This window comes from Lentzea xerophila, assembly GCF_051094245.1.
GTDB lineage: Bacteria > Actinomycetota > Actinomycetes > Mycobacteriales > Pseudonocardiaceae > Lentzea > Lentzea xerophila.
Genome location: NZ_CP194934.1, coordinates 4,518,640 through 4,542,200, shown reverse-complemented (window position 1 = coordinate 4,542,200; position 23,561 = coordinate 4,518,640). Strand labels below are relative to the sequence as shown.

Annotated in this window: 22 protein-coding genes; 14 read left to right on the top strand and 8 right to left on the bottom strand. The window is 70.5% G+C overall.

The window, feature by feature from the left end; genetic code table 11:
* The first annotated feature begins 3 nt into the window (after window positions 1–3).
* The 7 genes from paaC to ACRSBM_RS21640 are packed head-to-tail and all read left to right on the top strand — an operon-like array spanning window position 4 to window position 5,430.
* Window positions 4–831 (top strand): 1,2-phenylacetyl-CoA epoxidase subunit PaaC, encoded by an 828-nt coding sequence (gene paaC / locus ACRSBM_RS21670; RefSeq protein WP_434445452.1) that lies wholly within the window; start codon window positions 4–6, stop codon window positions 829–831.
* 5 nt (window positions 832–836) lie between these two features.
* Window positions 837–1,331: a 1,2-phenylacetyl-CoA epoxidase subunit PaaD gene (gene paaD / locus ACRSBM_RS21665; RefSeq protein ID WP_434453166.1), complete on the top strand. Its 495-nt coding sequence runs from the start codon at window positions 837–839 to the stop codon at window positions 1,329–1,331.
* 1 nt (window position 1,332) lies between these two features.
* The gene (paaE, locus tag ACRSBM_RS21660; protein ID WP_434445451.1) at window positions 1,333–2,382 is read left to right on the top strand and encodes a 1,2-phenylacetyl-CoA epoxidase subunit PaaE; all 1,050 of its coding nucleotides are present in this window, start codon (window positions 1,333–1,335) and stop codon (window positions 2,380–2,382) included.
* Between the two features lie 15 nt (window positions 2,383–2,397).
* Entirely contained in the window at window positions 2,398–3,564 is a 1,167-nt protein-coding gene (locus ACRSBM_RS21655; protein WP_434445450.1) for a thiolase family protein, read from the top strand.
* The gene (locus tag ACRSBM_RS21650; protein WP_434445449.1) at window positions 3,564–4,385 is read left to right on the top strand and encodes a 3-hydroxyacyl-CoA dehydrogenase family protein; all 822 of its coding nucleotides are present in this window, start codon (window positions 3,564–3,566) and stop codon (window positions 4,383–4,385) included. Before ACRSBM_RS21655 ends, ACRSBM_RS21650 begins: the two co-directional genes overlap by 1 nt.
* 23 nt (window positions 4,386–4,408) lie before the next feature.
* Entirely contained in the window at window positions 4,409–4,795 is a 387-nt protein-coding gene (gene paaI, locus ACRSBM_RS21645) for a hydroxyphenylacetyl-CoA thioesterase PaaI (RefSeq protein WP_434453164.1), read from the top strand.
* 20 nt (window positions 4,796–4,815) lie between these two features.
* On the top strand, window positions 4,816–5,430 hold the full coding sequence (locus ACRSBM_RS21640; RefSeq protein WP_434445448.1) for a TetR/AcrR family transcriptional regulator: 615 nt from the start codon (window positions 4,816–4,818) through the stop codon (window positions 5,428–5,430).
* A 32-nt stretch (window positions 5,431–5,462) separates the two neighbouring features.
* Here the strand turns inward: ACRSBM_RS21640 and ACRSBM_RS21635 are convergent, their stop codons facing one another.
* The gene (locus ACRSBM_RS21635) at window positions 5,463–6,599 is read right to left on the bottom strand and encodes an MFS transporter (protein ID WP_434445446.1); all 1,137 of its coding nucleotides are present in this window, start codon (window positions 6,597–6,599) and stop codon (window positions 5,463–5,465) included.
* 98 nt (window positions 6,600–6,697) lie between these two features.
* Between ACRSBM_RS21635 and ACRSBM_RS21630 the strand changes: the two genes are divergently transcribed.
* Window positions 6,698–7,258 carry a TetR/AcrR family transcriptional regulator gene (locus ACRSBM_RS21630; protein WP_434445445.1) on the top strand — a complete coding sequence of 187 codons (561 nt, stop codon included), beginning with the start codon at window positions 6,698–6,700 and terminating at the stop codon, window positions 7,256–7,258.
* Window positions 7,259–7,327: 69 nt separating this feature from the next.
* Here ACRSBM_RS21630 and ACRSBM_RS21625 read toward each other — a convergent pair whose 3' ends face one another.
* Window positions 7,328–7,783, bottom strand: coding sequence for a VOC family protein (locus ACRSBM_RS21625; protein ID WP_434445444.1), 456 nt, complete (start codon window positions 7,781–7,783; stop codon window positions 7,328–7,330).
* Window positions 7,784–7,893: 110 nt separating this feature from the next.
* On the opposite strand from ACRSBM_RS21625, the gene ACRSBM_RS21620 reads away from it, so the two are divergent.
* Window positions 7,894–8,871, top strand: coding sequence for a helix-turn-helix transcriptional regulator (locus ACRSBM_RS21620; protein WP_434445443.1), 978 nt, complete (start codon window positions 7,894–7,896; stop codon window positions 8,869–8,871).
* 8 nt (window positions 8,872–8,879) lie between these two features.
* Here the strand turns inward: ACRSBM_RS21620 and ACRSBM_RS21615 are convergent, their stop codons facing one another.
* From ACRSBM_RS21615 to ACRSBM_RS21595, 5 genes are read right to left on the bottom strand one after another with little or no spacing between them, the layout of a single operon-like run.
* Window positions 8,880–9,869, bottom strand: a complete 990-nt coding sequence (locus ACRSBM_RS21615) for an ABC transporter ATP-binding protein (RefSeq protein WP_434445442.1) — start codon at window positions 9,867–9,869, stop codon at window positions 8,880–8,882.
* Entirely contained in the window at window positions 9,866–10,747 is an 882-nt protein-coding gene (locus ACRSBM_RS21610; protein ID WP_434445441.1) for an ABC transporter permease, read from the bottom strand. The genes ACRSBM_RS21615 and ACRSBM_RS21610 overlap by 4 nt, the downstream gene beginning before the upstream one ends.
* Window positions 10,747–11,727, bottom strand: coding sequence for an ABC transporter permease (locus ACRSBM_RS21605; RefSeq protein ID WP_434445440.1), 981 nt, complete (start codon window positions 11,725–11,727; stop codon window positions 10,747–10,749). The genes ACRSBM_RS21610 and ACRSBM_RS21605 overlap by 1 nt, the downstream gene beginning before the upstream one ends.
* On the bottom strand, window positions 11,724–12,752 hold the full coding sequence (locus ACRSBM_RS21600; RefSeq protein WP_434445439.1) for an ABC transporter ATP-binding protein: 1,029 nt from the start codon (window positions 12,750–12,752) through the stop codon (window positions 11,724–11,726). Before ACRSBM_RS21600 ends, ACRSBM_RS21605 begins: the two co-directional genes overlap by 4 nt.
* Window positions 12,749–14,407, bottom strand: coding sequence for an ABC transporter substrate-binding protein (locus ACRSBM_RS21595; RefSeq protein ID WP_434445438.1), 1,659 nt, complete (start codon window positions 14,405–14,407; stop codon window positions 12,749–12,751). Before ACRSBM_RS21595 ends, ACRSBM_RS21600 begins: the two co-directional genes overlap by 4 nt.
* 197 nt (window positions 14,408–14,604) lie before the next feature.
* Between ACRSBM_RS21595 and ACRSBM_RS21590 the strand changes: the two genes are divergently transcribed.
* The 5 genes from ACRSBM_RS21590 (at window position 14,605) to ACRSBM_RS21570 (ending at window position 22,496) form a co-directional block, all read left to right on the top strand.
* Window positions 14,605–15,813 (top strand): ROK family protein, encoded by a 1,209-nt coding sequence (locus ACRSBM_RS21590; protein WP_434445437.1) that lies wholly within the window; start codon window positions 14,605–14,607, stop codon window positions 15,811–15,813.
* 75 nt (window positions 15,814–15,888) lie between these two features.
* Window positions 15,889–18,420, top strand: coding sequence for a glycoside hydrolase family 3 C-terminal domain-containing protein (locus ACRSBM_RS21585; RefSeq protein WP_434445436.1), 2,532 nt, complete (start codon window positions 15,889–15,891; stop codon window positions 18,418–18,420).
* A complete protein-coding gene (locus ACRSBM_RS21580; RefSeq protein ID WP_434445435.1) occupies window positions 18,414–19,442 on the top strand; it encodes a LacI family DNA-binding transcriptional regulator in 1,029 nt (342 codons plus the stop codon). Before ACRSBM_RS21585 ends, ACRSBM_RS21580 begins: the two co-directional genes overlap by 7 nt.
* A 109-nt stretch (window positions 19,443–19,551) precedes the next feature.
* On the top strand, window positions 19,552–21,744 hold the full coding sequence (locus ACRSBM_RS21575) for a discoidin domain-containing protein (RefSeq protein WP_434445434.1): 2,193 nt from the start codon (window positions 19,552–19,554) through the stop codon (window positions 21,742–21,744).
* Window positions 21,741–22,496, top strand: coding sequence for a substrate-binding domain-containing protein (locus ACRSBM_RS21570; RefSeq protein ID WP_434445433.1), 756 nt, complete (start codon window positions 21,741–21,743; stop codon window positions 22,494–22,496). Before ACRSBM_RS21575 ends, ACRSBM_RS21570 begins: the two co-directional genes overlap by 4 nt.
* Before the next feature lie 55 nt (window positions 22,497–22,551).
* Here ACRSBM_RS21570 and ACRSBM_RS21565 read toward each other — a convergent pair whose 3' ends face one another.
* Window positions 22,552–23,460 (bottom strand): DUF1996 domain-containing protein, encoded by a 909-nt coding sequence (locus tag ACRSBM_RS21565; RefSeq protein WP_434445432.1) that lies wholly within the window; start codon window positions 23,458–23,460, stop codon window positions 22,552–22,554.
* Between the last annotated feature and the right edge of the window lie 101 nt (window positions 23,461–23,561).

Below are 23,561 nucleotides of genomic sequence, written 5' to 3'. Positions count from 1 at the left end.
CTGATGATCAACGATGCCGACCTGCTGGTGAACGACGCCCACTGGGCGTTCGGCACCGACTTCGAGGACCCACTGGCCGGCGTGGACACGACAGTCCCGGACGGTGTCGACGCAGCCGGGCTCGCCCGCTACTGCCTGATGCTCGGCGACGACGCTCTCGTGCTCTCCCAACGGCTCTCGGAGTGGTGCAGCCGCGCTCCGGACCTGGAGGAGGACATCGCGATCGCCAACATCGCGCTGGACCTGCTCGGCCAGGCCCGGTTGCTGCTCGCCCGCGCAGCGGCGGCGGACCCCTCGCTCGTGCCGGTGCTGCCGGAGGGCTCGCCGGTGCCCGCCGAGGACGCCCTCGCGTTCTTCCGCGACGGCGAGCAGTTCCTGAACGTGGTGCTGGCCGAGCTGCCGAACGGCGACTTCGCCGAGACGGTCACCCGGTTGCTGCTGTTGAGCACCTGGCGGCTGGCGGAGTTCGAGCGGCTGGCACCGCACCCGGACGTGGTGCTGGCGGCGGTCGCGGCCAAGGGGCGCAAGGAACTGGCGTACCACCGGGACTTCTCCGCCCGCTGGTTCGTGACGCTGGCCAGGGGAACGGACGAGTCGCGCCGTCGCGTGCTGACCGCCGTGGACGCGCTCTGGCCGCACTGGGTAGCTCTGGCCGCTCCGGCGGAGGTGGATGTCGTGCTGGAGCAGGTGTTCGCCGCAGCGCGGATCGACATGCCCGGCGCTGCGCCGGCCGCACTCCGTGGACGCGACGGCGTGCACACCGAGGCACTCACCGAGCTGTTGGCGGACATGCAAAGTGTCGCCCGCGCACACCCGAGGGGGCTGTGGTGACGGTACTGACCACGGTGACCCGTGCGAAGGCGGTCGCCGAGACCGTCGTCGACCCCGAGCTGCCGATGCTGACCCTGGCCGACCTCGGGGTGTTGCGTGATGTCGCGATCGCGGACGGCGCGGTGGTCGTCGACATCACCCCGACCTACTCCGGTTGCCCGGCGATGGCGACCATGCGCGACGACCTCGTGCGCGCGTTGCGGGACGAGGGATTCGCCGATGTGCGGGTGCGCGTCGCGCTGAGCCCGGCCTGGACGTCCGACTGGATCACGCCGCGAGGCCGTTCCGCGCTGGCCGAGGCCGGGATCTCTCCGCCGGGACCCGCGCGCCGCGAAGGTCCGGTGCTGCTCGCGCTCAAGCCCGCCCGCCGGGCGATCCGCTGTCCCCGTTGCGACTCCGGTGACGTGGAGCTGACCTCGGAGTTCGGCTCGACCGCGTGCAAGGCGCTGTACCGCTGCCGGGCGTGCCTGGAGCCGTTCGACCACGTGAAGGAGATCTGACATGGCGTTCCACCCGCTGGCCGTGTCCGCGGTCGACCGGGTCACCGACGACGCCGCGGCCATCACCTTCGCCGTGCCGGACGACCTGCGCGAAATGTTCGCGTTCGAGGCAGGGCAGTCGCTCACGCTGCGCCGGGTCGTGGACGGCGTCGAACACCGCCGCACCTACTCGATCTGCGCGCCGGTCGGGCAGGCGCCGCGCATCGGCGTGCGGGAGATCCCCGGTGGCCTGTTCTCGCAGTGGCTGGTGCGGGACGTGCGACCGGGCGACTCCGTCGAGGTGCAGGCGCCTTCTGGCAGTTTCCGGGCGGATCCCGCCGCCGGTGGCCGTCACCTGTGCATCGCCGCCGGTTCCGGGATCACGCCGATGCTGTCGATCGCGTCGTCGGTGCTGAGCAACCCGGACGCGCGCGTGACCCTGTTGTACGGCAACCGCACGACGAACACGGTGATGTTCGCCGAAGAGCTGGCGGACCTGAAGAACGCGCACACCAGCCGGTTCGACCTCGTGCACGTCCTGTCCCGCGAACCCCGCGACGTCGAGCTGTTCTCCGGCAGGCTGGACGCGGACCGGTTGCGCCAGCTGCTCACCGTGCTGGTGCCGGTCGCCGAGATGGACCACGTGTGGCTGTGCGGGCCGTTCGAGATGCTGGCCGACGCCCGCACAGTGCTCGCGGACCTGGGAGTCCCCGCCGAACGAGTCCACTTCGAACTGTTCTACGTGGACTCGCCGCCGCCGCGGTTGCGGCACGCCGAGAACGTCGTCGAGGGCGACACCAGCGAGGTCACGGTCGTGCTCGACGGCCGCAAGACCACCACGCCGATGCGCCGCGACGCCACCATCCTCGACTCCGCCCAACAGGTGCGCGGCGACCTGCCGTTCGCGTGCAAGGGCGGTGTCTGCGGCACCTGCCGGGCGCGGATCTGCGACGGCGAGGCCGAGATGGTCCGCAACTACGCCCTCGATCCCGGCGAGGTCGCTCGCGACTTCGTGCTGACCTGCCAGACGTTCCCCGTCAGCGACACCGTGACCGTCGACTTCGACGCCTGACCTAGGAGCAAGTTCGTGACCGAGGCCTTCATCCTCGACGGCGTCCGGACGCCGATCGGCCGGTACGGCGGCGCTCTCTCGCAGATCCGCCCGGACGACCTGGCCGCACTCGTGGTGCGCAGCGTCGTCGACCGCACCGGCATCGATCCGTCCGATGTGGACGAGATCGTCTTCGGCGCGGCGAACCAGGCGGGCGAGGACAACCGCAACGTCGCGCGCATGGCGGGTCTGCTCGCCGGCCTGCCGGACACCGTGCCCGGCTTCACCGTGAACCGGCTGTGCGCCTCCGGTCTCACCGCGATCACCACGGCCCGCCAGATGATCGCCTCGGGCGACGCGGACGTCGTGGTCGCCGGCGGTGTCGAGTCGATGACGCGCGCGCCGTGGGTGACCGAGAAGCCCGGCAAGGCCTGGGCCCGCCCCGGTGCGTCGTTCGACACCTCGATCGGCTGGCGCTTCACCAATCCCGCGTTCGACGCCGATACCACGCTGTCCATGCCGCAGACCGCCGAACGCGTGGCGCAGCAGTGGAAGCTGACCCGCGAGGAGCTGGACGCCTTCGCCTACCGCTCACACCAACGCGCTGTGGACGCGCGGAAGAACGGCCGGTTCGCCGCCGAGATCGTCGCCGTCGGCGAGGTCGGCGAGGACGAGGGTCCGCGTCCGGACACCAGCCTGGAGCAGCTCGCCGGGCTGAGGCCGATCCACGGGCCCGGCGGCGTGATCACCGCGGGCAACTCCAGCTCGCTCAACGACGGTGCGGCCGCCGTTGTCGTGGTGAGTGAACGGTATGCGGCCGCGCACGGCCTGCAGCCACGGGCCCGGCTCGTCGCCGGAGCCAACGCCGGGGTGGCTCCCGCGGTCATGGGCATCGGCCCGGTTCCCGCCACCCGCAAGGCGCTGGAGCGTTCCGGCTGGTCCATCTCGGACCTCGACGCGGTCGAGCTGAACGAGGCGTTCGCGTCGCAGTCGCTGGCGTGCGTGCGGGATCTCGGGCTCGACGAGGAGATCGTCAACGCCGACGGTGGCGCCATCGCGCTCGGCCACCCGCTGGGCTGCTCGGGCACCCGGATCGCCATCACGTTGCTGGGCCGCCTCGAACGCGCCGGTGCGCGCCGGGGCCTCGCGACCATGTGCGTGGGAGTCGGCCAGGGTTCGGCGCTACTGCTGGAGCGTGTGTGATGACGGTTCCCGCATCGGTTGGCGTGTACGGCGGTGGACGCATGGGCGCCGGCATCGCGCACGCGTTCGCGGTCGCCGGGAGCACCGTGACGGTCGTCGAGACAGAGGCCGCCGCGGACGCCGCGCGCGCCCGCGTGGAGAAGAGCCTCGCCAAGGCAGCGGAGAAGGGCATCGCGGTCGGCGGCACGGTCACCGTGGTCACCGATCCCGCACAGCTTTCCGGGGCGACGCTGGTGGTCGAGGCGGTTCCCGAGCTCGTCGAGCTGAAGCACACCGTGCTCGCCACGGTCGCGCGATCCGCACCGGACGCCGTGATCGGCACGAACACCAGCTCGTTGTCGATCGACGTGCTGGCGCGGGCGCTGCCCGACCCGTCCGTCCTGATAGGACTGCACTTCTTCAACCCCGTGCCCGCGAGCGACCTCGTCGAGGTCGTGGTCGGCGAGCAGACCCCGGCCGTTCTGGTCGAGCGGGCCCAGGACTGGGTGCGGGGACTGGGAAAGCACGCGATCACCGTGCGGAACTCGCCGGGGTTCGCGAGCAGCCGCCTCGGCGTGGCCATCGCGCTGGAGGCCATGCGGATGGTGGAGGAAGGGGTCGCCTCCGCCGAGGACATCGACAGCGCCATGACCCTCGGCTACCGGCACCCGGTGGGACCGTTGCGCACCACCGACATCGTGGGTCTCGACGTCCGCCTCGCCATCGCGGAGCACCTCGAACGCGAGCTCGGCCCGCGCTTCGCGCCGCCGCGGTTGTTGCGGGACAAGGTCGCGGCCGGTCAGCTGGGCCGCAAGACGGGGGAGGGGTTCTACCGGTGGTGACCGCACGCCGGCACGCCGAGGTCATGTGGGCCACCGACGCCGCGAGCAAGGCGCTCGGCATGGAGATCGACCACGTCGAACCGGGTTCCGCCCGCGTGTCGATGCGCGTGCGCGAGGACATGGTCAACGGCTGGGAGATCTGCCACGGTGGCCTGATCGCGACGCTCGCCGACAGCACGTTCGCCGTGGCCTGCAACAGCCATGGCACCGTGACCGTCGCAGCGGGCTTCCAGATCGACTTCCTCGAACCCGCACGCCTGGGCGACCTCCTCGTCGCCGAAGCACGGGAGGTGGCGTTGCGCGGCCGTTCCGGCCTCTACGACGTCACCGTGCGGCGCGGCGGCACCGTGATCGCCGAGTTCCGCGGCCGCAGCCGTTCGCTGGGCAGGGAGATCACGCCACCCTCATGACGTTTGGGACACTGCACCGCATGACCACGACGGAGAACGGCGGGGCACGGCGCCGCGGCCGACCGGGTTACGACCTGGAGACGCTGCTCAAGGCCGCCGCCGAGCTGTTCTACGAGCGCGGCTACGACGGCACCAGCATCCAGGACCTGGCCACCCGCCTGGGCGTGGCCAAGTCCGCGATCTATCACCACGTGCCGAGCAAGGAAGCCCTGCTCCGGCTGGCCGTCGACCGCGCGCTGGACGGCCTGTTCGCCGAGGTGGCGAAACTCGACGCGATCGGCGGCCGAGCGGTCGGCCGCCTGGAGCACCTCGTCCGCGGCAGCGTCACGGTCCTCGTCGAGCGACTCCCGTTCGTCACACTCCTCCTGCGCGTCCGGGGCAACAGCGAGACCGAACGCAACGCGCTGGCCCGCCGCCGCGAGTTCGACCAGATCGTCACCGCCCTGGTGGCCGACGCGGCGGCCGAGGGTGACCTCCGCGCGGACATCGACCCGGCGATGACGACCCGGCTGCTGTTCGGCATGGTCAACTCGGTCATCGAGTGGTACCGGCCGCAGGGTGGTCTGAGCGCGGCCGACCTCGCGGACATGGTGGCGACGGTGGCGTTCGACGGTCTGCGCGTCCGCGGCACCTGATCGACTCGCCGCCGCGACGGCAGCGGTCCCGGCTACGGCGGTGGTGGCCCGAGGCGGGAGTGGAGCTGGCCCCAGGCGACGAGCGCCACCAGGCCGGTCAGCGCGAACACGGCGGCCGGCCCGATGCCGGAGGTCGCCGCGCCGGCCAGTGGTGACGCGGCGGTCTGGCCGACGCCGAGCCCGACGAACGACCACACGACGCCGGGCGCGGGACGAGCGGGGAACAGGCGTGCGGCCCACACTATGCACAGCCCGGTCAGCGCCATGTAGGTCGCGCCGAACAACGCGCTGGAGATCAGCGCCCCCGGCACGCCCGGATCGGGCAGACCGAGCAGGGCGATGCCGGCCGCCGCCAGCGTCCAGGTGGCGAGGTTGACGGCACGCAACCCGAAGCGTTCGGCCGCCCGTCCTGCAACGCCGCCGAGCAGTCCGGCCATCCCGATCGTGAACCAGCACCAGGTCGCGGCGACCGGGCTCAGGCCGATCTCGCTGAGCCGGGAGGTCGAGAACGTCCAGTACGGCGCACTCGTGACCCCGATCAGCACGGAGTTGAGCAACAGCGGGAACAGGCCGCGCGGAGTGGCGGAAACCGGCTCCCGAACGGGTTCCGGTGGCCGGGGCAGCGTCCGCCAGGCGATCACCGTCACCACCACGCCGAGCACGGCGAACGCCGCCCAGATCGCGCGCCAGTCGTACGCCAGCAGCGGGGTGAACGCCGAGGCGGCCAGCCCGAGTCCGGTTCCCGTGTTCGCCCAGGTCTGCGCGCGGTCCTGGACGGGCGAACCAGTCGTCTCGCCGATCAGTTGCGCCACCGCGGGGGAGACGAGACCCGCGGCGGCCCCCGCGATGACGATCCCCGCCGCGAACACCGCCACCCCTGCGGGCAGCGCCATGAGGCCGAGCCCGAGCGCGGCCGACGAGCCGGCGATCAGCACCGTGCCGCGGGCGGCGCGCGAGGCGGTCCGGGAGGCGACGAGCAGCCCGATCCCGTACCCGGCGGTGGACAACCCGGCGAGCACGCCGGCGGCGACGGTCGTGAGCCCGAACGTCTCGCTGAACCGCGGCACGAACAGGCCGTACGCGTAGCGCGCGAAGCCGTAGCAAAGCGCGATCACCGCGGCGCTGATCGCCGCGGTCAGCCACCACCTGCTGCTCGTCCTCGTGTCCATTGCCATTCCAGCCAGCAAACAGACAGGTCTGTATAGTGTCAAGCTGGAACCAGATCTGCGCAGGCAGTAGCCCATACCGATCTGTCTGGAGAGATGACGTGAGCCGAACCCCTCCCGGCGGTGCCAGGGCGAAGGTGCTCGAAGCCGCGTCGACGTTGTTCTACCGCGACGGCATCCGTGCCGTCGGCGTCGACACGGTGGCGGCTCAGGCCGGCGTGACGAAGGCGGCCCTCTACCACAACTTCGGCTCCAAGAGCGGCCTCGTCGTCGCCTACCTGCGCGAACGCGACCGGTTGTGGCAGCAGCAGATCGACGCCATCACGGCCGGGCACGCCTCGCCGCGGGAACGGGTGCTGGCGGTCTTCACCGCCTACGAAGCGTGGCTGACCCGCGACGACTACCGCGGCTGCGCCTTCCTCAACGCCACCTCGGAGGTCCCGGACCCCGCCGACCCGGTCCACGTCGTCGTCCGGCATCACAAGTCGGCGGTGCGGGACTACCTGCGCGCGCAGCTGGAGCGGTTCGCGCCCGAGCGTGCCGAGCCGCTCGCGGAAGAGCTGATGCTCCTGCTGGAGGGCGCCGCCGCGATGGCCGTGGTCGCGCGGACCGCCCGGCCTTTCCAATCGGCGAAACGGCTGGCCGAAACGTTGCTGGCCTAGCTCGGAGTTCTACGTGCCGAGGGGAGTGGCGTGGTCCGGGACCACGCCACCCGTACGTTCCGTGTTGCCTCAGGCCTGGCCGGCCGGGACCTGGAGGATCCACGTGACGCCGTACCGGTCGGTGAGCATGCCGAAACCAGGCGCCCACTGCGCGGGGCCGAAGGCCTCGATCACCGTCGCACCGTCGCTGAGGCGGTCCCAGTACTCGGTGACCTCCTCGACGGACTCCCCGTTGACGGCCAGGAAGAAGGGCTCCGAGGTGATCGTGGCGCCGTTCTCCCGGCGCGTGGTGCCCTGGGGCCGTGGCGTGTTCTCGCCGGGCACGTCGTAGGCCATGACCTGGAAGCCGTTGTCCGCGACGACCTGTCCGAAGACCACGTTCTGCGCGCCGGGCACCTCCGCGGGCATGCCGAAGTCGCCGTAGGTGGCGATGACGGCGTGCCCGCCGAACACCGACCGGTAGAACTCCAGGGCGTCCCTGGCCTGGCCGTGGAAGTTGAGGTGGGCAACAGCGTTGAGCGACATGTCCGGTCCTTCGAGTGATGGTTCTCGCCGCCGGAGGCTTCCGGCGGCAGGAACCACGTTCTCAGCCGTACAGGACAGGGAACGTCCGCTTCTCGTGCCAAACTGACGTCATGCCGATCGCATCCTCGACAACGACCTCGGGCCGTCTGCTGGCGTTGCTGTCGATGCTGCAGGTCCGCCGTGACTGGCCGGGAATGCTGCTGGCCGAACGCCTGGGTGTCAGCGAACGCACCGTGCGCCGCGACGTGGACCGTCTGCGTGAACTCGGCTACGTGGTGCACGCCGTGAAGGGACCCGACGGTGGCTACCGCCTGGAAGCAGGCAGCGAGATGCCGCCCATGCTGTTCGACGAGGACCAGGCGATCGCACTGGCCGTGGCGCTGCGGATCGCCGTGACGACCGGCGCGGGCATCGAGGAGGCCGCCGCGCGAGCCCTCACCACCGTGCGTCAGGTGATGCCGTCGCGCCTGCGCCGGCGAGTGGACGACCTGGAGATCACCGCCGCGGAGTCCGGACACCGCCAGCAAGCGGACACCGAGGTCCTGCTCACCGTGAGCAGCGCCATCCGTGCCCGCGAGGAGGTGCGCTTCGACTACCGCTCGCCGGGCCGTCCGGAGAACCCCGCCCCTCGCCGCGTGCAGCCCCACCACCTGGTGGTCCGCGCCGGTCGCTGGTACCTGGTGGGCTGGAGCGCAGAACGGGAGGACTGGCGCACCTACCGCGTCGACCGCATGACGCCCCGCGTCCCGAACGGCCCCCGCTTCGCCCGCCGCGAGGTGCCCGGCGGGGACGTCGCCGCGTTCCTCGCCGCCCGGTTCAAGGGCTCCGCCACCGGCTCGTGGGCCTGCCAGGGCGAAGTGGTCCTCGACCTTCCCCTGGCCGAGGTGGCGCCGTTCGCGGGGGACGGTGTCGCGTCGGAGATCAGTCCCTCGCGGACGAGGCTGGTGACCGGGTCCTGGTCCTGGGCCTCGCTCGCCGCCGGGCTGGCGCGCTTCGACACCGAGGTCGAGGTCGTCGGCCCACCGGCCCTGCGTGCCGCGTTCGGCGAACTGTCCCGCCGCGCCGCACGCGCCGCCGGAACGGCGTGAAGGGCGGTTCAGTTCACCGCGACCGGGTGCAGCCAGCAGGCCACCGAGCGGTTGTCCTTGCTCTGCCCCAGCACCGGTGTCTGCTCGGCGCAGACGTCGATGGCGCGGGCACACCGCGGGTGGAACGGGCACCCGCTCGGCATCATCCGCAGGTCGGGCGGCGACCCGGCGATGCCCGACAGCTCCCGCCGCGGTCCCTTCAACGCCGGGAACGACCGCAGCAGCCCGTCGCTGTAGGGGTGCAGGGGAGCGCGGTACAGATCGGCGGACACGGCCTCTTCGACGACCTGTCCCGCGTACATGATCGCGATCCGGTCCGAGAACTCGACCAGCAGCGACAGGTCGTGCGTGATGAACACGACCGAGAACCCGAGCCGTTCGCGCAGTTCGACCAGGGTACGCAGGATCTGCCTCTGCACCACCACGTCCAGCGCGGTCGTCGGCTCGTCCATGATCACCACGCGTGGTTCGAGCGCCAGCGCCATCGCGATCATCACCCGCTGCCGCATCCCACCGGACAGCTCGTGCGGATAGCTGGTCAGCCGGTCGCTCGCGATGCCGACCAGGGTCAGCAGCTCACGGGCCCGGTCCTGCCGGGCACGCGGCGTCGACCGGGGTGAGTGCGCCTTGATCACGTCCATCAGCTGAGCCGCGATCCGCTGGACCGGGTTGAGCGAGTTGATCGCGCCCTGGAAGACGATGGCGATCTCCGACCACCGCAGCCGCCGCAGGTCCGCGTCGCGCATCCGCAGCAGGTCGACGGTCGTGCCGTCGTCGAGGTGGTACGCCACCTCGCCACCGGCCACCACACCCGGAGGTGGCAGCAGCCGGGTCATGCCGTAGGCCAAAGTGGACTTGCCACTGCCGGACTCCCCGGCCAGACCGAGAACTTCGCCGCGGTGCAGGGTCAGGTCCACGTTCCGGACCGCCCGCACCGCCTCCGGGCCGACGCCGTAGTCGACGTTCAGCCCGCGCACCTCGAGAATGCGTTCCTTCATGACGACTCCTTGGCGAGCACGGGGGTGAAGCCGACGCGCATCCGCACACCGCGCAGCGAGGAACGGGTGCGCAGGCGCGGGTTGACGTACTCGTCGATACCGAAGTTGACCAGCGACAGCGACGTGCCGAGCAGCGCGATCGCGAGACCGGCGGGCACGAACCACCACCACGCGCCCTGCGCGAGAGCCTGCTGCGACTGGGCCCAATACAGGACCGTGCCCCAGTTCCAGCCGCCCGCGTCGGACACGCCGATGAACGCCAGCGTGATCTCGGAGATCACCGCGAACAGCACGGTGCCGACGAACCCGGACGCGATGACGGCGGTGAGGTTCGGCAGGATCTCGAAGAGGATGATCCGCCACGTCGACTCGCCGTTGGCCCGCGCGGCCTCCACGTAGTCGCGCCTGCGCAACGACAAGGTCTGCGCGCGCAGCACCCGCGCGTTCCACGCCCACGACGTCAGCCCGATCACCAGCGCGATCGTGAAGTTGCTCGTCTCGGGCAGCGACGAGGTGATGATGATGATCAACGGCAGCGCCGGGATCACCAGGAACACGTTCGACAGCGCCGACAGACCCTCGCCCGCCGACCCGCTCAGGTAGCCGGCGGTGATGCCGACCAGCACCGACAGCACGGTGGCGACGAGACCGGCGACAGCGCCGACGAACACCACGCTGCGGGTGCCGGCGAGCACCTGGCTGAAGATGTCCTGACCCAGGTGCGTGGTGCCGAACCAGTGCGTCGACGACGGCGGCTGCAGCAACGCGTTGCTGCGCATCGACGGGTCGAACGGTGCGAGCCACGGGCCGACGACGGCCAGCACGACGAACCCGCCGAGCATGACCAGTCCGGTGAGCGCCTTGGCGTTGGAGCGCATCAAACCTCCCTGCGGGTGCGCGGGTCCAGCGCGAGGTAGGCGACGTCCGCGAGGAGGTTCGCCAGCAGCACGGACAGCGTGATGATGAGGAAGATGCCCTGCAGCAGCGGGTAGTCCTTGGCGCCGACGGCCTGGAACAGCTGCAGGCCGAGGCCGGGGTAGGAGAAGACGATCTCCACGAGCAGCGTGCCGCCGACGATGAACCCGAGCGCCAGCGCGAAGCCGGAGACGTTGGGCAGCAACGCGTTGCGGGCGGCGTAGGCGAGCATGACCCGGCGTTCGGACAGGCCCTTCGCGTGCGCGACGGTCACGTAGTCGTCCGACGAGACGGTCACCATCATGTTGCGCATGCTGAGAATCCAGCCGCTGACCGACGACACCAGGATCGTCAGTCCTGGCAGCAGGCCGTGCTGGATGGTGCTGCCGATGAACTGCCAGTCCCAGTTCGGCACCAGGCCGATCTCGTAGGCGCCGGACGCGGGGAAGAAGCTCCCGGGGCCGGTGAGCAGCGCGATCGCCACCAGGCCGAGCCAGAAGTACGGGATCGACGACACGAAGGTGGTGACCGGGATGAGGCTGTCCGCCCAGGTTCCGCGCCGCCAGCCCACCACGGCACCCGCGGCGGTGCCGAGCAGGAACCCGATCACCGTCGTGATGCCGACCAGCCCGACGGTCCACGGCAGCCCGTCGCCGATCACGTCCGACACCGGGCTCGGGAAGAAGGTGAACGACATGCCGAGGTCACCGCGGGCGAGCTGCCCGAGGTAGGAGAAGTACTGGCTGGCCAGGCTCTCGTTCTTGTCCAGTCCGAAGAGGACGTAGAGCGACCGGACGGACTCGCTCGTCATCTGCCCGCGCTGCTTGGTGATCAGCGCCTGCACCGGGTCGCCGGGGATCATCCTCGGCACGAAGAAGTTGATCGTGATCGCCGCCCAGGCGGTGAGGAGGTAGAAGCCGAACCGCTTGAGGAAGTAGCTCACGGTTCCTCCCGGTACAGCCAGCACGCCGCGAAGTGCCCGTCGCCCAGCTCGAAGCGCGGCGGGACGTCCGTGCGGCAGACGTCCATCGCGAACGGGCAGCGCGGGTGGAACCGGCACCCCGGCGGTGGCTCGATCAGGCTCGGCGGCTCACCCGCGCCGCCGTCCTTCTCGTCCAGCGCGACGCGGTCCGGGTCCGGCGCGGAGTCGATCAGCAGCTGCGTGTACGGGTGCGCGGGCTTCTGCGTGACCGTCTCGCTGTCGCCGCCCTCGACGACCTGGCCCGCGTACATCACGACCGTCTCGTCCGCGAAGTAGCGTGCGGACGCGATGTCGTGCGTGATGTAGAGAATGGACAGATGCAGCCGCTCTTTCAAGTCGCGCAACAGGTTCAGCACGCCGAGCCGGATCGAGACGTCCAGCATGGACACCGGCTCGTCCGCCAGCAGCACCTCGGGACTCGCGGCGAGCGCGCGGGCGATCGCCACGCGTTGCCGCTGCCCGCCCGACAGCTCGTGCGGGTACCTGTCCAGGTATCGCTCCGCGGGTGTCAGGTGCACGCGGGTCAGCAGGTCCGCGAGCGACGTCTCCAGGTCGTCGCCGCGGTTACCGTGGATGGTGAGCGCCCTGGTCAGGTGGTAACGGATGGTGTGCACGGGGTTGAGCGACGCGAACGGGTCCTGGAAGATCATCTGCACCTGACGGCAGTACGCGCGGAACCGCCTGCCGTGCGCCCAGCCCCGTTGCACGGCAACAGGCCGGCCGTGCAACCGGATCTCGCCGGACGTCAGCGGGTACAGCTGGGCGAGCAGCCGCGCCACCGTCGACTTGCCCGAGCCGGACTCGCCGACAAGCGCGGTGACGCTGCCCCGCCGCAGCCGCAGCGAGACCCCCTCGACCGCGCGCACGGCCTTCGTCGTGCGCGCCATCGGGGTCCGGATCGGGAAGTGCTTGGTGAGGCCGTCGGCCTCCAGGACGATCTCGGTCGAGACCGCCCCGGAGACCGCCGGCGCTACCTCGGCCGTCACGAGGCAGGCCTCAGCTTCAGCACGATGTCCAGTGCGTTCTCGAGCGTCGGCTGCACGGGTGCGTACTGGTCCTGTTCGCTGGGCCAGCCGACCCAGTTCTTCGTGCTGTACTGGCCACCGCCGTTGGCCGCCGAGGTGATGATGACCGGCATGTCCTCGACGAAGATCCTCTGCAGCTCGTGCAACGCGGCGTTGCGGACCGACTCGTCGGCGGCGTTCGCGAAGTCGTCCAGCGCCTTGGTGGCCGCGGGGTTCTCGTAGCGACCGTAGTTGCCGTTCACGCCAGGGGTGCCGATCGGCTTGTACAGCGCACCGTCCATGATGGACTGGTAGATGTCGTAGAGCGTCAGGCCGTTGTTGGTCCAGTGCATCGCGGCACCGAAGTCGCCGGTGTCCAGCGCCTTGGTCCACGCGTCGGCGTTCTGCAGGTTCACCGTGGCGTCGATGCCGATCTTGGCGAAGTTGTCCTTGATGATCTCCAGGTCGGTGACGTAGTCCGACCAGCCGGACGGCACGGTGAGCGTGATCGTGACGGGGGCGCCGTCCTTGCCCTTCAACGTGTTCCCGTCGAACGTGTACCCGGCGTCGGTCAGCGCCTTCTTCGCGCCCTCGACGTCGACGGTCACCTTCTTGTCCTTGAACTGCGGGGCGATGAACGACTCACCGGCGGGCGTCGGGATGCCGGTGATGTTGTCGACCTTCGGGTAGAAGTAGCCGGCCTCACCCTGCATGAAGATGTCGTCGCGGTTCACCACCATGTTCGCCGCGCGCCGCAGCGCCGGGTCGTCCCACGGCTTCGCCTTGGTGTTGAACCACAGGCCGTGCACGCCGAGCACCGGCGGGAACCACAGCTTGTGGTTCTGCTGGTCCTTGCTGGTGTAGGCGGCCTGGTAGTTGGGGATGAACACGAAGCTCCACTCGGCGGCACCGGTGGCGAGCGCGTTGGTCTGCGCGTTGTTGTCGCTGTAGGAGGTGTACCGCAGCTCCTTGACCTTCGGGAGCTCCTGCCAGTACTTGTCCCTGATCGACAGCGTCACCGTCTGCGGCGTGAACGACTTCAGTGTGTACGGCCCGCTGCCGATCGGGTTCTTCAGCGTCTCGGTCGACGGGTTCGCGAACGCCGACCACTGGTGCTTGGGCACCACGAACTGCTCGAGGATCTTCTTCTGGTTGACGAACTGCGACTTCGGGAAGCCGACGGTCACCTCGCTGCCGGAGAACGAGATGTCCTGGTACGGAACGCCTTCGATGTTGAGGCCGGGGTTGTTCTTGAGCAGTTCGAAGGTGTACGCCACGTCCTCGGCCGTCAGCGGCTTCCCGTCGGACCACGTGACGCCGTCGCGGATGGTGAGCGACAGCTTGTGGAAGTTGTCCGACCAGGTGAACTTCGTCGCCAGCCAGGGCTTCGGCTGATCGGTCACCTTGACCTCGTTGACCATGGCGAGCGGCTCGAAGAGCAACCGCCGGTAGCCGAGCGACGAGGACGCCGACGAGTTGAGGAACGGGTTGTTGTTCTCCGTTTGCGGCCCGTTCGGCATCCCCACGTTCAGCACCCCGGCCGCATTGCCCGTGCTGCCGGGGTTCGTGGCCGAGCAGGCACTGGTGAACGCCAGGGCGGTCGCGGCGACGGCAGCGCAAACACGCCTGATTCTCATGAAAACTCCTTGTTCTCCAACGAAAGCGAGAAGAATCAAGTGAGCGCTTGAGAGAAGTGACCGCGCGTGCCATCGCGGGTGAGGCCGGACAGGCCCTCTGGTCGCCGTAGAGTAGACGCCTGTCCTCGCGGTCAAGTCAATAACGAACAGGTCACGACCTGAGGCTTATTTTTAGGCTCGAACTAACCTCCGTCCTCATGGTGCGTAGTCGGGCGACCGTGCGGGACCTTCGCCGGCAGAACCGGTCGGTGCTGCTGACGGCGCTGTTCCTGGACGGGCCGCTGAGCCGTCAGCAGCTCAGTTCCGCCACGGGGCTGAGCGCCGCGACCGCCAGCACGATCACGGGCGAGCTGCTGGACGAGGGCCTGCTGACGGAAGCCGGCTCGGTCGAGTCGGACGGCGGCAGGCCGCGGGTGCTGCTGCGGGTCGATCCGGCGTTCGGGCACGTCATCGGCGTGGACGTGGGTGAGACGGGGATCAAGGTGGAGCTGTTCGACTTCGCCATGACCAAGCTGTCCGCCGTGGACCACCCGCTGGCGGCGGCCGAGCCCGCGTCGGTCAGCGCGGTGATCGCGTCGGGTGTCGACGAGGTCCTGGCCTCGGCCGGCGTCGCGGCGTCCTCGGTGCTCGGCGTCGGAGTCGGTGTGCCCGGCACGGTCGAGCAGGGCGCGACGGCGGTGGTGCACGCGCAGACCATCGGCTGGGACGCGGTCCCGCTCGAGGCGATGATCCACGCGGCCGGTGTCGAGCCGCGGCTGTTCCTGGAGAACGGCGCGAAGACCCAGGGGCAGGCCGAGATGTGGTTCGGCGCCGGTCGCGGGGTCCAGCACGCGGTGATCGCGCTGGTCGGCTCGGGCGTCGGCGTCGCGGTGGTGTCCGGTGGCGTCGTGCAGCGAGGGGCGACCAGCAACGCGGGGGAGTGGGGGCACACGACGATCGTCTACGGCGGACGGCGCTGCCGGTGCGGCGCACGGGGCTGCCTGGAGGCGTACGCCGGTGCCGAGAGCATGCTCGGCCGCTACCGGGAGGCGTTGGGCCGCAAGGGATCGACGATCGACGAGCAGTCCGCGCTGGAGGACCTGCTGGCGTCGCGGTCGGCCGTCGCGCGCCGGGTGGTGGCGGAGTCCGTGGGCTACCTCGGCGCCGGCATAGCGAACCTGGTGAACCTCTTCAACCCCGAGCTCGTCGTCCTCGGCGGCTGGGCCGGGCTCGCACTCGGGGCGCGGAAGCTGGACGAGATCATGGCCGCGACCGCCGCGCACGCGTTGCGCCACCCGTACGGCCAGGTCCGCGTCGAACTGGGCCGAACGGGTCCCGACGCGGTGGCGGTCGGCGCGGCCACGCTCCCGGTCGCGGTGCTGCTGGAGACGGGCGCGGATCCCCGGTCCGTCCGCGGCGTCGCCTGAGAAGAGTCTGGGGGCCGGATTGACACCGGCGCCTCGCACCCGGACGCTTGGAGAGCGCTCTCCGGGGAGGTATAGGTGTTCGACGACCACGAGCTGGCCCGTCTGGTCGGCAAGCTCGACCTGCGCGCCAAGGTGCGACTGCTGGCAGGGGCATCGGTGTGGCGCAGCAGCGCGGAGCCGTCGATCGGACTGCGCGCCCTCACGTTCTCCGACGGACCGGCGGGCGTGCGCGGCCCCGGCTGGGACGAACGCCGCACGTCACTGGCCCTGCCGTCACCGACGGCACTGGCCGCGACCTGGGACGAGGACCTCGTCGGCAGGCTGGGCGGACTGCTGGCGGCCGAGTCCCGGCGCAAGGGCGTGGACGTGCTGCTGGCGCCGGTGCTGAACCTGCACCGCACCCCCTACGGAGGCCGGCACTTCGAGTGCTTCTCCGAGGACCCGCTGCTCACGGCGCGGCTCGGCGTCGCCTACGTGCGCGGCGTCCAGGCCGGCGGTGTCGCGGCCGCCCCGAAGCACTTCGTCGCCAACGAGACCGAGACGGACCGCCTGACCCACGACGTGGAGGTCGACGAACGCACCCTCCGCGAACTGTACCTGGCGCCGTTCGAGGCGGCGGTGGAGGCAGGCGCGTGGGCGGTGATGTCGGCCTACAACGGCGTGAACGGCGCCTCGATGTCGGAGAACCCGTTGCTCACCACGCCGTTGAAGGACGAGTGGGGCTTCGACGGCGTGGTGGTGTCGGACTGGGGCGCGGTGCGGTCGACGGTCGCGTCGGCGGGGTCCGGACAGGACCTCTCGATGCCGGGGCCGTGGGGGCCGTGGGGTGATCGGCTGGTCGCCGCGGTCGAGGCGGGGGAGGTGGCGGAGAGCGCGGTCGACGACAAGGTGCTGCGGCTGCTGCGCCTGGCCGCGCGGGTCGGGGCGCTGGAGGGTGGTGGGCGCGGAGGCTCGGCTGGGTCGGTCGCGGGGCCGGACGCAGGGCTGGGCGCGGTTCCGGGCGTGGGTCTGGATGAGGGATCGGACACGGGGCAGGGCGCGGGAACGGACGCGGGTCCCGATATGAGGCAGGGCGTGGGGCCGGACGCGGCGAGCGACCCCACTGTCGCCGGTTCCCCGCTCCCAGCGCAGGAACCCTCCGCCGCCGACTCCGCTCTCCTGCGCGAGGCGGTGTCCGCGAGCACGGTTCTGTTGCGCAACAACGGAGTCCTCCCCCTGCCCGCCGCCACCGGCATCGCGCTCATCGGCCCCGGCGCCGCCGCGCCACGCGTGCAGGGAGGCGGCAGCTCAGGCCTCTACCCGTCCGCCGTGAGCACCCTGCTCAGCGCTCTCTCGACGCGCACCGACGTGGTCCACGCACCCGGTGTGCGCATCGACGACCGCCCGACGCCGGTGGACGCCCCCGTACTGGTGCGCGTGCTCGGCGCCGGCGACGAGGTGCTGTTCCGCGAGTACCGCCGGACCGGCCGCATCCTCGAGACCGAGGAACTGCCCGGCGCGGAGGTCCTGGAGATCAGCGCCTCCCTGCACGTCACCAGGACCGGCCCGTGGCGGCTCGCGGTCGCCGGCTACGGCCGGCTCACCCTCGACGTCGGCGGTGTCCGGGTGATCGACACCGTGCAACCCGTCGACACCGACGATCCCGCTGTGAAGCACCTGCGTCCGCCCCACCACGACGCGGAGGTGCTGCTCACCGAAGGGGCCGAGGTCGAACTCGTCGCCCGCCGCGAGCTGGGCGAGGACACCGGCATGGCCTCGGTGCTCGCCGCCGATCCGCCGCCGGACTCCCCGGAGGAGGAGTTCGCCGCCGCCGTCGCCGCGGCGGGACGGTGTGATGTCGCCGTGGTCGTGGTCAGCACGACCGACGCCATCGAGAGCGAAGGGCGTGACCGGCACACCCTCGCGTTGCCGGGGGAGCAGGACGCCCTGGTCCGGGCGACGTGCGCGGCGAACCCGAACACCGTCGTCGTGGTCAACTCCGGCGGTCCCGTGCTGATGCCCTGGCGCGAGGAGGCGGCCGCCGTGCTGCTGACGTGGTTCCCCGGTCAGGAAGGGGGCAACGGCCTCGCGGACGTGCTGTTCGGCGACCGCGAACCCGGCGGGCGGCTGCCGACGACGTGGCCCGATGGGGAGACCGACGTGCCGGTCGGGGTTTTCCTGCCCGTCGCCGGATCCCTGCCGTACCGCGAGGGGCTCGCCATCGGGTACCGCGCGTGGGCCGAGAGCCGGACCGCGCCCGCGTACTGGTTCGGCCACGGCCTCGGCTACACCACCTGGGACTACGAGGAAGCGCGGGTCGAACGCAACGAGGTGCGGGTCCGGGTGCGCAACACCGGCGAGCGGCCTGGTCGCGAGGTCGTGCAGGTCTACCTGTCCCGTCCGGGCAGCGCGGTGCCGAGGCCCCGGCGGTGGCTCGCGGGCTTCGCGACCGTCACCGCCGGGCCGGGGGAGACGGTGGAGGCACTGGTCGAGGTACCGGAGCGCGCCACCAGCCACTGGGCGGGGAAGTGGCTGGTCGAGCCCGGTGCGTTCACCGTGCTGATCGGTCCGGACGCCGGCCGCACGCCGCTGTGCCTCTCGTCGGAGAACGCTCTCCGACCGTGGTAAAACGGATCATGACCAAGGGCACGCCGACGCTCGAAGACGTCGCGAGAATCGCCGGAGTGTCCCGTGCGACGGTCTCGCGTGTCGTGAACGGCACCCGCAACGTCGACCCTCAGCTGCAGGAGACGGTGCGCGACGCGATCGCGCGGACCGGGTACTCGCCGAACCGCGCCGCCCGCTCGCTCGTCACCCGCCGCGCCGGGACGGTGGCGCTCGTGATCTCCGGCGCCGGTGGCGGGTCCGACGTCTTCGTGGACCCGTTCTTCGGGCGCGTGACCGCCGGTGTCGTCGACTTCCTGCGCACCCGTGGCGTGCACCCGGTGCTGATGCTGTCGGACACCGACCAGACCAGGGCCGAGGTCGTGGACTTCCTGCGGCAGGGCAGTGCCGACGGCGCGCTTTTGGTGACCACGCACGCCACCGACCCCCTGCCCGCCCGGCTGCTGGAGGCGGGGGCCGCGGTCGTGCTCTACGCCCGGCCGGGCACGCCGATGCCGGTGAGTTACGTCGACCTCGACCACCAGGCGGGAGGCAGGCTCGCGGCGGCCCGGCTGGTCGAGATCGGCCGGACGAGCGTCGCCACGATCTCGGGACCGCTGGACGTCCTGGCGAGCCAGGAACGGCTCATGGGCTTCCGCGATGCCATGGCGCGTCACGGTTTTCCGTACGTCCCCACCGTCGAGGGCGGCTTCACCGCGGCCAGCGGCGAGGAGGCGATGGAACGCCTGCTCGCCGAGCATCCCGGCGTGGACGGGGTGTTCGCGGCGAACGACCTGATGGCGCAGGGGGCGGTGGACGTGCTGGTGGCGCGGGGAAGGCGGGTGCCGGAGGACGTCGCCGTGGTCGGGTTCGACGACAGCGTTCCCGCGGAGCTGTGCCGGCCGCCGTTGACGACCGTCCGCCAGCCGGTCGAGGCCATGGCGGCGAAGATGGCCGAGTTGCTCCTCCTGAGCATCGACGCTCCCGACGAACGGCCGAAGTCCGTCATCTTCGAACCGGAACTCGTCATCCGCGCGTCCGCATGATTGACCTGCCCGACACCAGGGGTTAATCTGCGGGAGAGCGCTCTCCCGGTGTCCGGTGCCACGGACCCACCGTCTCGGGCTCACTCGCCCCCAGTTGTCAGGCAGGATCATGAGCTCTCCCCTGTCCAGGGCGGCCGCGCTGGCGGCCACGGCCCTGTGTCTCGTGACCACGGCAACCATCACCAACGTCCAAGCGGGCGCCGCCGCGTGCGGCACCACCAACGTCGCACTGAACAAGCCGGCCACGGCGTCGTCCACCGAGAACGGGGGCACTCCCGCCTCCGCCGCGGTCGACGGCAACGCGGGTACGCGGTGGTCGTCGCAGTTCTCGGACCCGCAGTGGATCCAGGTCGACCTCGGGTCCACCCAGCAGGTCTGTCGCGTCTCCCTGGCCTGGGAGGGTGCGTACGGCAAGGCCTTCCAGGTGCAGGTGACCGACAACCCGGCTGGTTCCTGGACCGACGTCCACTCGACCACGACCAGCACCGGCGGTACCCAGTCGATCGACGTCACCGGGTCCGGCCGGTACCTGCGGGTGCTCGGCACCCAGCGGGCGACCGGCTGGGGTTACTCCCTATGGGAGCTGGGCGTCTTCACCGAAGGCGACCCGTCCGGCGTGACGCCGACCGATCCACGCAATCCCGACTTCGGGCCGAACGTGTACGTCTACGGACCCGGTTCGTCGCAGTCGGAGATGCAGGCGCGGCTGGACTCGATCTCGGCGCAGATGAAGACGAACCAGTTCGGGCAGCAGCGGCACGCCGTGCTGTTCAAGCCCGGCACGTACAACGCCGACGTGAACCTGCGCTTCTACACGCAGGTCGCCGGTCTCGGCCTGATGCCGGACGACGTGAACATCAACGGCCACATCCGGGTGGAGGCCGACTGGCTGCAGCAGGGGAACGACCCGAACAACCTCGGCAACGCGACGCAGAACTTCTGGCGTGGTGCGGAGAACCTGTCGGTGACGTTGCCCGCGAACCAGATCGAGCGGTGGGCGGTCTCGCAGGCGACCGCGTACCGGCGGATGCACCTGCGTGGTCAGGCGCACCTGTGGAACGGCTACGACGGCTGGGCCAGCGGCGGCCTGATCGTGGACAGCAAGATCGACGGCACCGTGATCTCCGGTTCGCAGCAGCAGTTCCTGACGCGGAACAGCAACCTGGTCAACGGGTGGTCCGGGTCGGTTTGGAACATGGTGTTCGCGGGCACGCAGGGTGCTCCGGCCGACCACTTCCCGAACCCGTCGCACACGGTCGTGGACACCTCGCCGGTGACGCGGGAGAAGCCCTACCTGTACCTGGACGGCTCCGGCGAGTACCGGGTGTTCGTGCCGGCGTTGCGGCAGAACAGCCGCGGCACCAGCTGGGAGAACGGCAACCCCGGTTCGTCGATCTCGCTGGCGGACTTCTTCATCGTCAAGCCCGGCACGCCGGTGGCGACGATCAACGCGGCGCTGGCGGAGGGCAAGCACCTGCTGCTCACGCCGGGGATCCACCAGCTCTCCGACACGATCCGGGTCACGCGCCCGAACACGGTGGTGCTCGGTCTCGGGCTGGCGACGCTGACGCCGACCACGGGCAGGGCGGCGCTGACCACGTCCGATGTGGACGGTGTGAAGCTGGCCGGGTTCCTGGTCGACGCCGGGGTGCAGAACTCGCCGGTGTTGCTGGAGATCGGTGACTCCGGCACGGCCGACCACTCGGCGAACCCGGCCTCGCTGCACGACGTCTACCTGCGCGTCGGCGGTTCCCAGGCGGGCAAGGCGACGGTGAGCCTGCGGGTCAACAGCCGCAACACGATCATCGACCACACCTGGGTGTGGCGTGCCGACCACGGTGAGGGTGTGAGCTGGACGGCGAACCCCGGCCAGAACGGCGTGGTCGTCAACGGCGACAACGTGATCGCGTACGGGTTGTTCGTCGAGCACTACCAGCAGCACAACCTGATCTGGAACGGCAACGGCGGCCGCGTCTACCTGTACCAGAACGAACTGCCGTACGACCCGCCGAACCAGGCCGCGTGGATGAACGGATCCAAGCGGGGCTGGGCCGGCTACAAGGTCGCCGACTCGGTCACCACGCACCAGGCGTTCGGTGTCGGCGTCTACGCCTTCAACCAGGCCGATCCGAGCATCGTGACGGACAACGGCTTCGAGGCACCGAACCGGTCCGGGGTGCGGTTCACCCACCTCGTCACGGTGTCGCTGGGCGGCGTGGGCACCATCGCCAACGTCATCAACGACACCGGCGGCGTGGCGAACGCCGCCAACCAGGTCCGCTACCTGGTGAACTATCCGTGAGTGTGATCGGCGTGCTCTCCCGGGGAACCTTCCCCGGCGAGAGCACGCCCGCTCTGGCGGGGATCGGGGACGCGGCCCACCGGGCGGGCTGCGGCCTGCTGCTGTGCGCCGACCTGGACTTCGTCGACACTCGGGGCGTGGCGCTGAGCGGCTGCGTCCTGCTGGACCGGACGGCCGACGACCACGACGTGACCTGCCTGGCCGACCACGCCATCCCGTTCGTGTCGATCGGCAGGCGGGACGGTTCGGGCAGGCAGATCCCGTTCGTGGACGTCGACTACGCCGCGGGCGTGCGCGACCTCGTCGCACGCGCCGCGGCCCTCGGCCATCGCGAGATCGTCTACATCGGACTGCCGAGCGGGGCGGCCTCCATGGAGCGCCTGCGCGGTTTTCGTGCTGCCGCGGCGGATTTCGGCGTGCACGGGATGCATGCCCCCGCTGTCTGGCTCGACCAGCTGGTGCGCATCGGCGTGACGGCGGTGATAGCCGAACACCCCGACGACGCGACCGCCCTCATCGGTGCGGCGCGCCGCCGGGGTTTGTCCGTGCCCGGCGATCTCTCGGTGCTGACGCTCGACGTCCCCGACCGCGAAGTGCTGGGGCTCACCGGGTTGCGCGTGCCGAGGTGGGAGACGGGCCGCCGGGCCGTTCACCTGCTGGCCCGCCTGCCGCAGAGGTGGCCCCACGAGCTGCTGGCGTGTGAGTTCGTTGGCGGAACAACGCTTTCAGCGCCCCGTTCGGTCCTGCGGTAGTGCGGCGGGCGAAGAGAAACACCCCAGAGCGCGGATGCGCCCTGGGGTGCGGAGTTCACGCCGGCAGCCGGTAGTCCGGTCCGAGTGCGGCGCCTCGATGGGGCTTGTACTGGTCGTATCCGCGGGGGTCGCATTGCAGGCCGCCGTTGATGCAGTGGCGGACCAGTGCGGCCTGGGTGGGTGCGTCCCAGGCGTTCATGAAGTCGTAGTGCCAGGTGTAGCCGCGGCCGCTGGAGAGCCGGACTCGCGACATGTCACCGGATACCGGGAACGCCATCTTGAACTCGATCATCGGCACGGCGACCGGGTGGCTCGGCGGGCAGACCAGCGTCCCACGGTCCGGGTAGGCCATGTGCGACTTGTGGTCCGCCGAGTCGAGATCGCGGCCGTTCCAGCAGCTCGGTGCCTGGTAGCGCACGGTGAGCTGGCTGCCGGGCATGCACCAGGACGGGATGTCCCAGTTCTTGTAGCTGTCGCCGCACTCCCAGCCCTCGATGGCGCCGGGTGCGGTGCGGAACTCCTCCTGTGACGCGGTGGGGCTGCCCACGACGAACCGGATGCCCGGTGGGAACGGCTGAACGTCCTGGTACCTCAGGATGCCGGCCTTGTAGTAGACCACCTGGTTGCCGGTCGGCCGCACGACCTGGTCACCGTTGAGCACCGAGGGGAACCAGTACGCCGACTTGTCGTCGGGCGTGATGCAGTTCGTGGTGGCCTGCTTGAGCGAGTCGTTGGTGCTGCTCGCGTTGGTGGAGTGGTTGCCGAGGAAGGTGTGCAGGTGCGACGCGCCCGGCAGACCGGGGAAGACGATGGGATCGTCCGGGCGGTCCGCGGTGAAGGCGCAGTTCGCCTGGAACTCGTGGTGGCTCACGTAGTCATCGGCCTGGGCCGAGCTCGTGACCACCGCGAGCACCGCCGCGATGAGGCTGGCCGCCACGGCCAGCGCGCTGAGTTTTCGGGACAACTGTGTCCTCCTGCCGACGTGGGAAAACCGGCTTGGAGAGCGCTCTCCCAGGTAGCGTCCCGCTCGCATCGGGACGCTGTCAAGGGGGTCGTTGACACCGG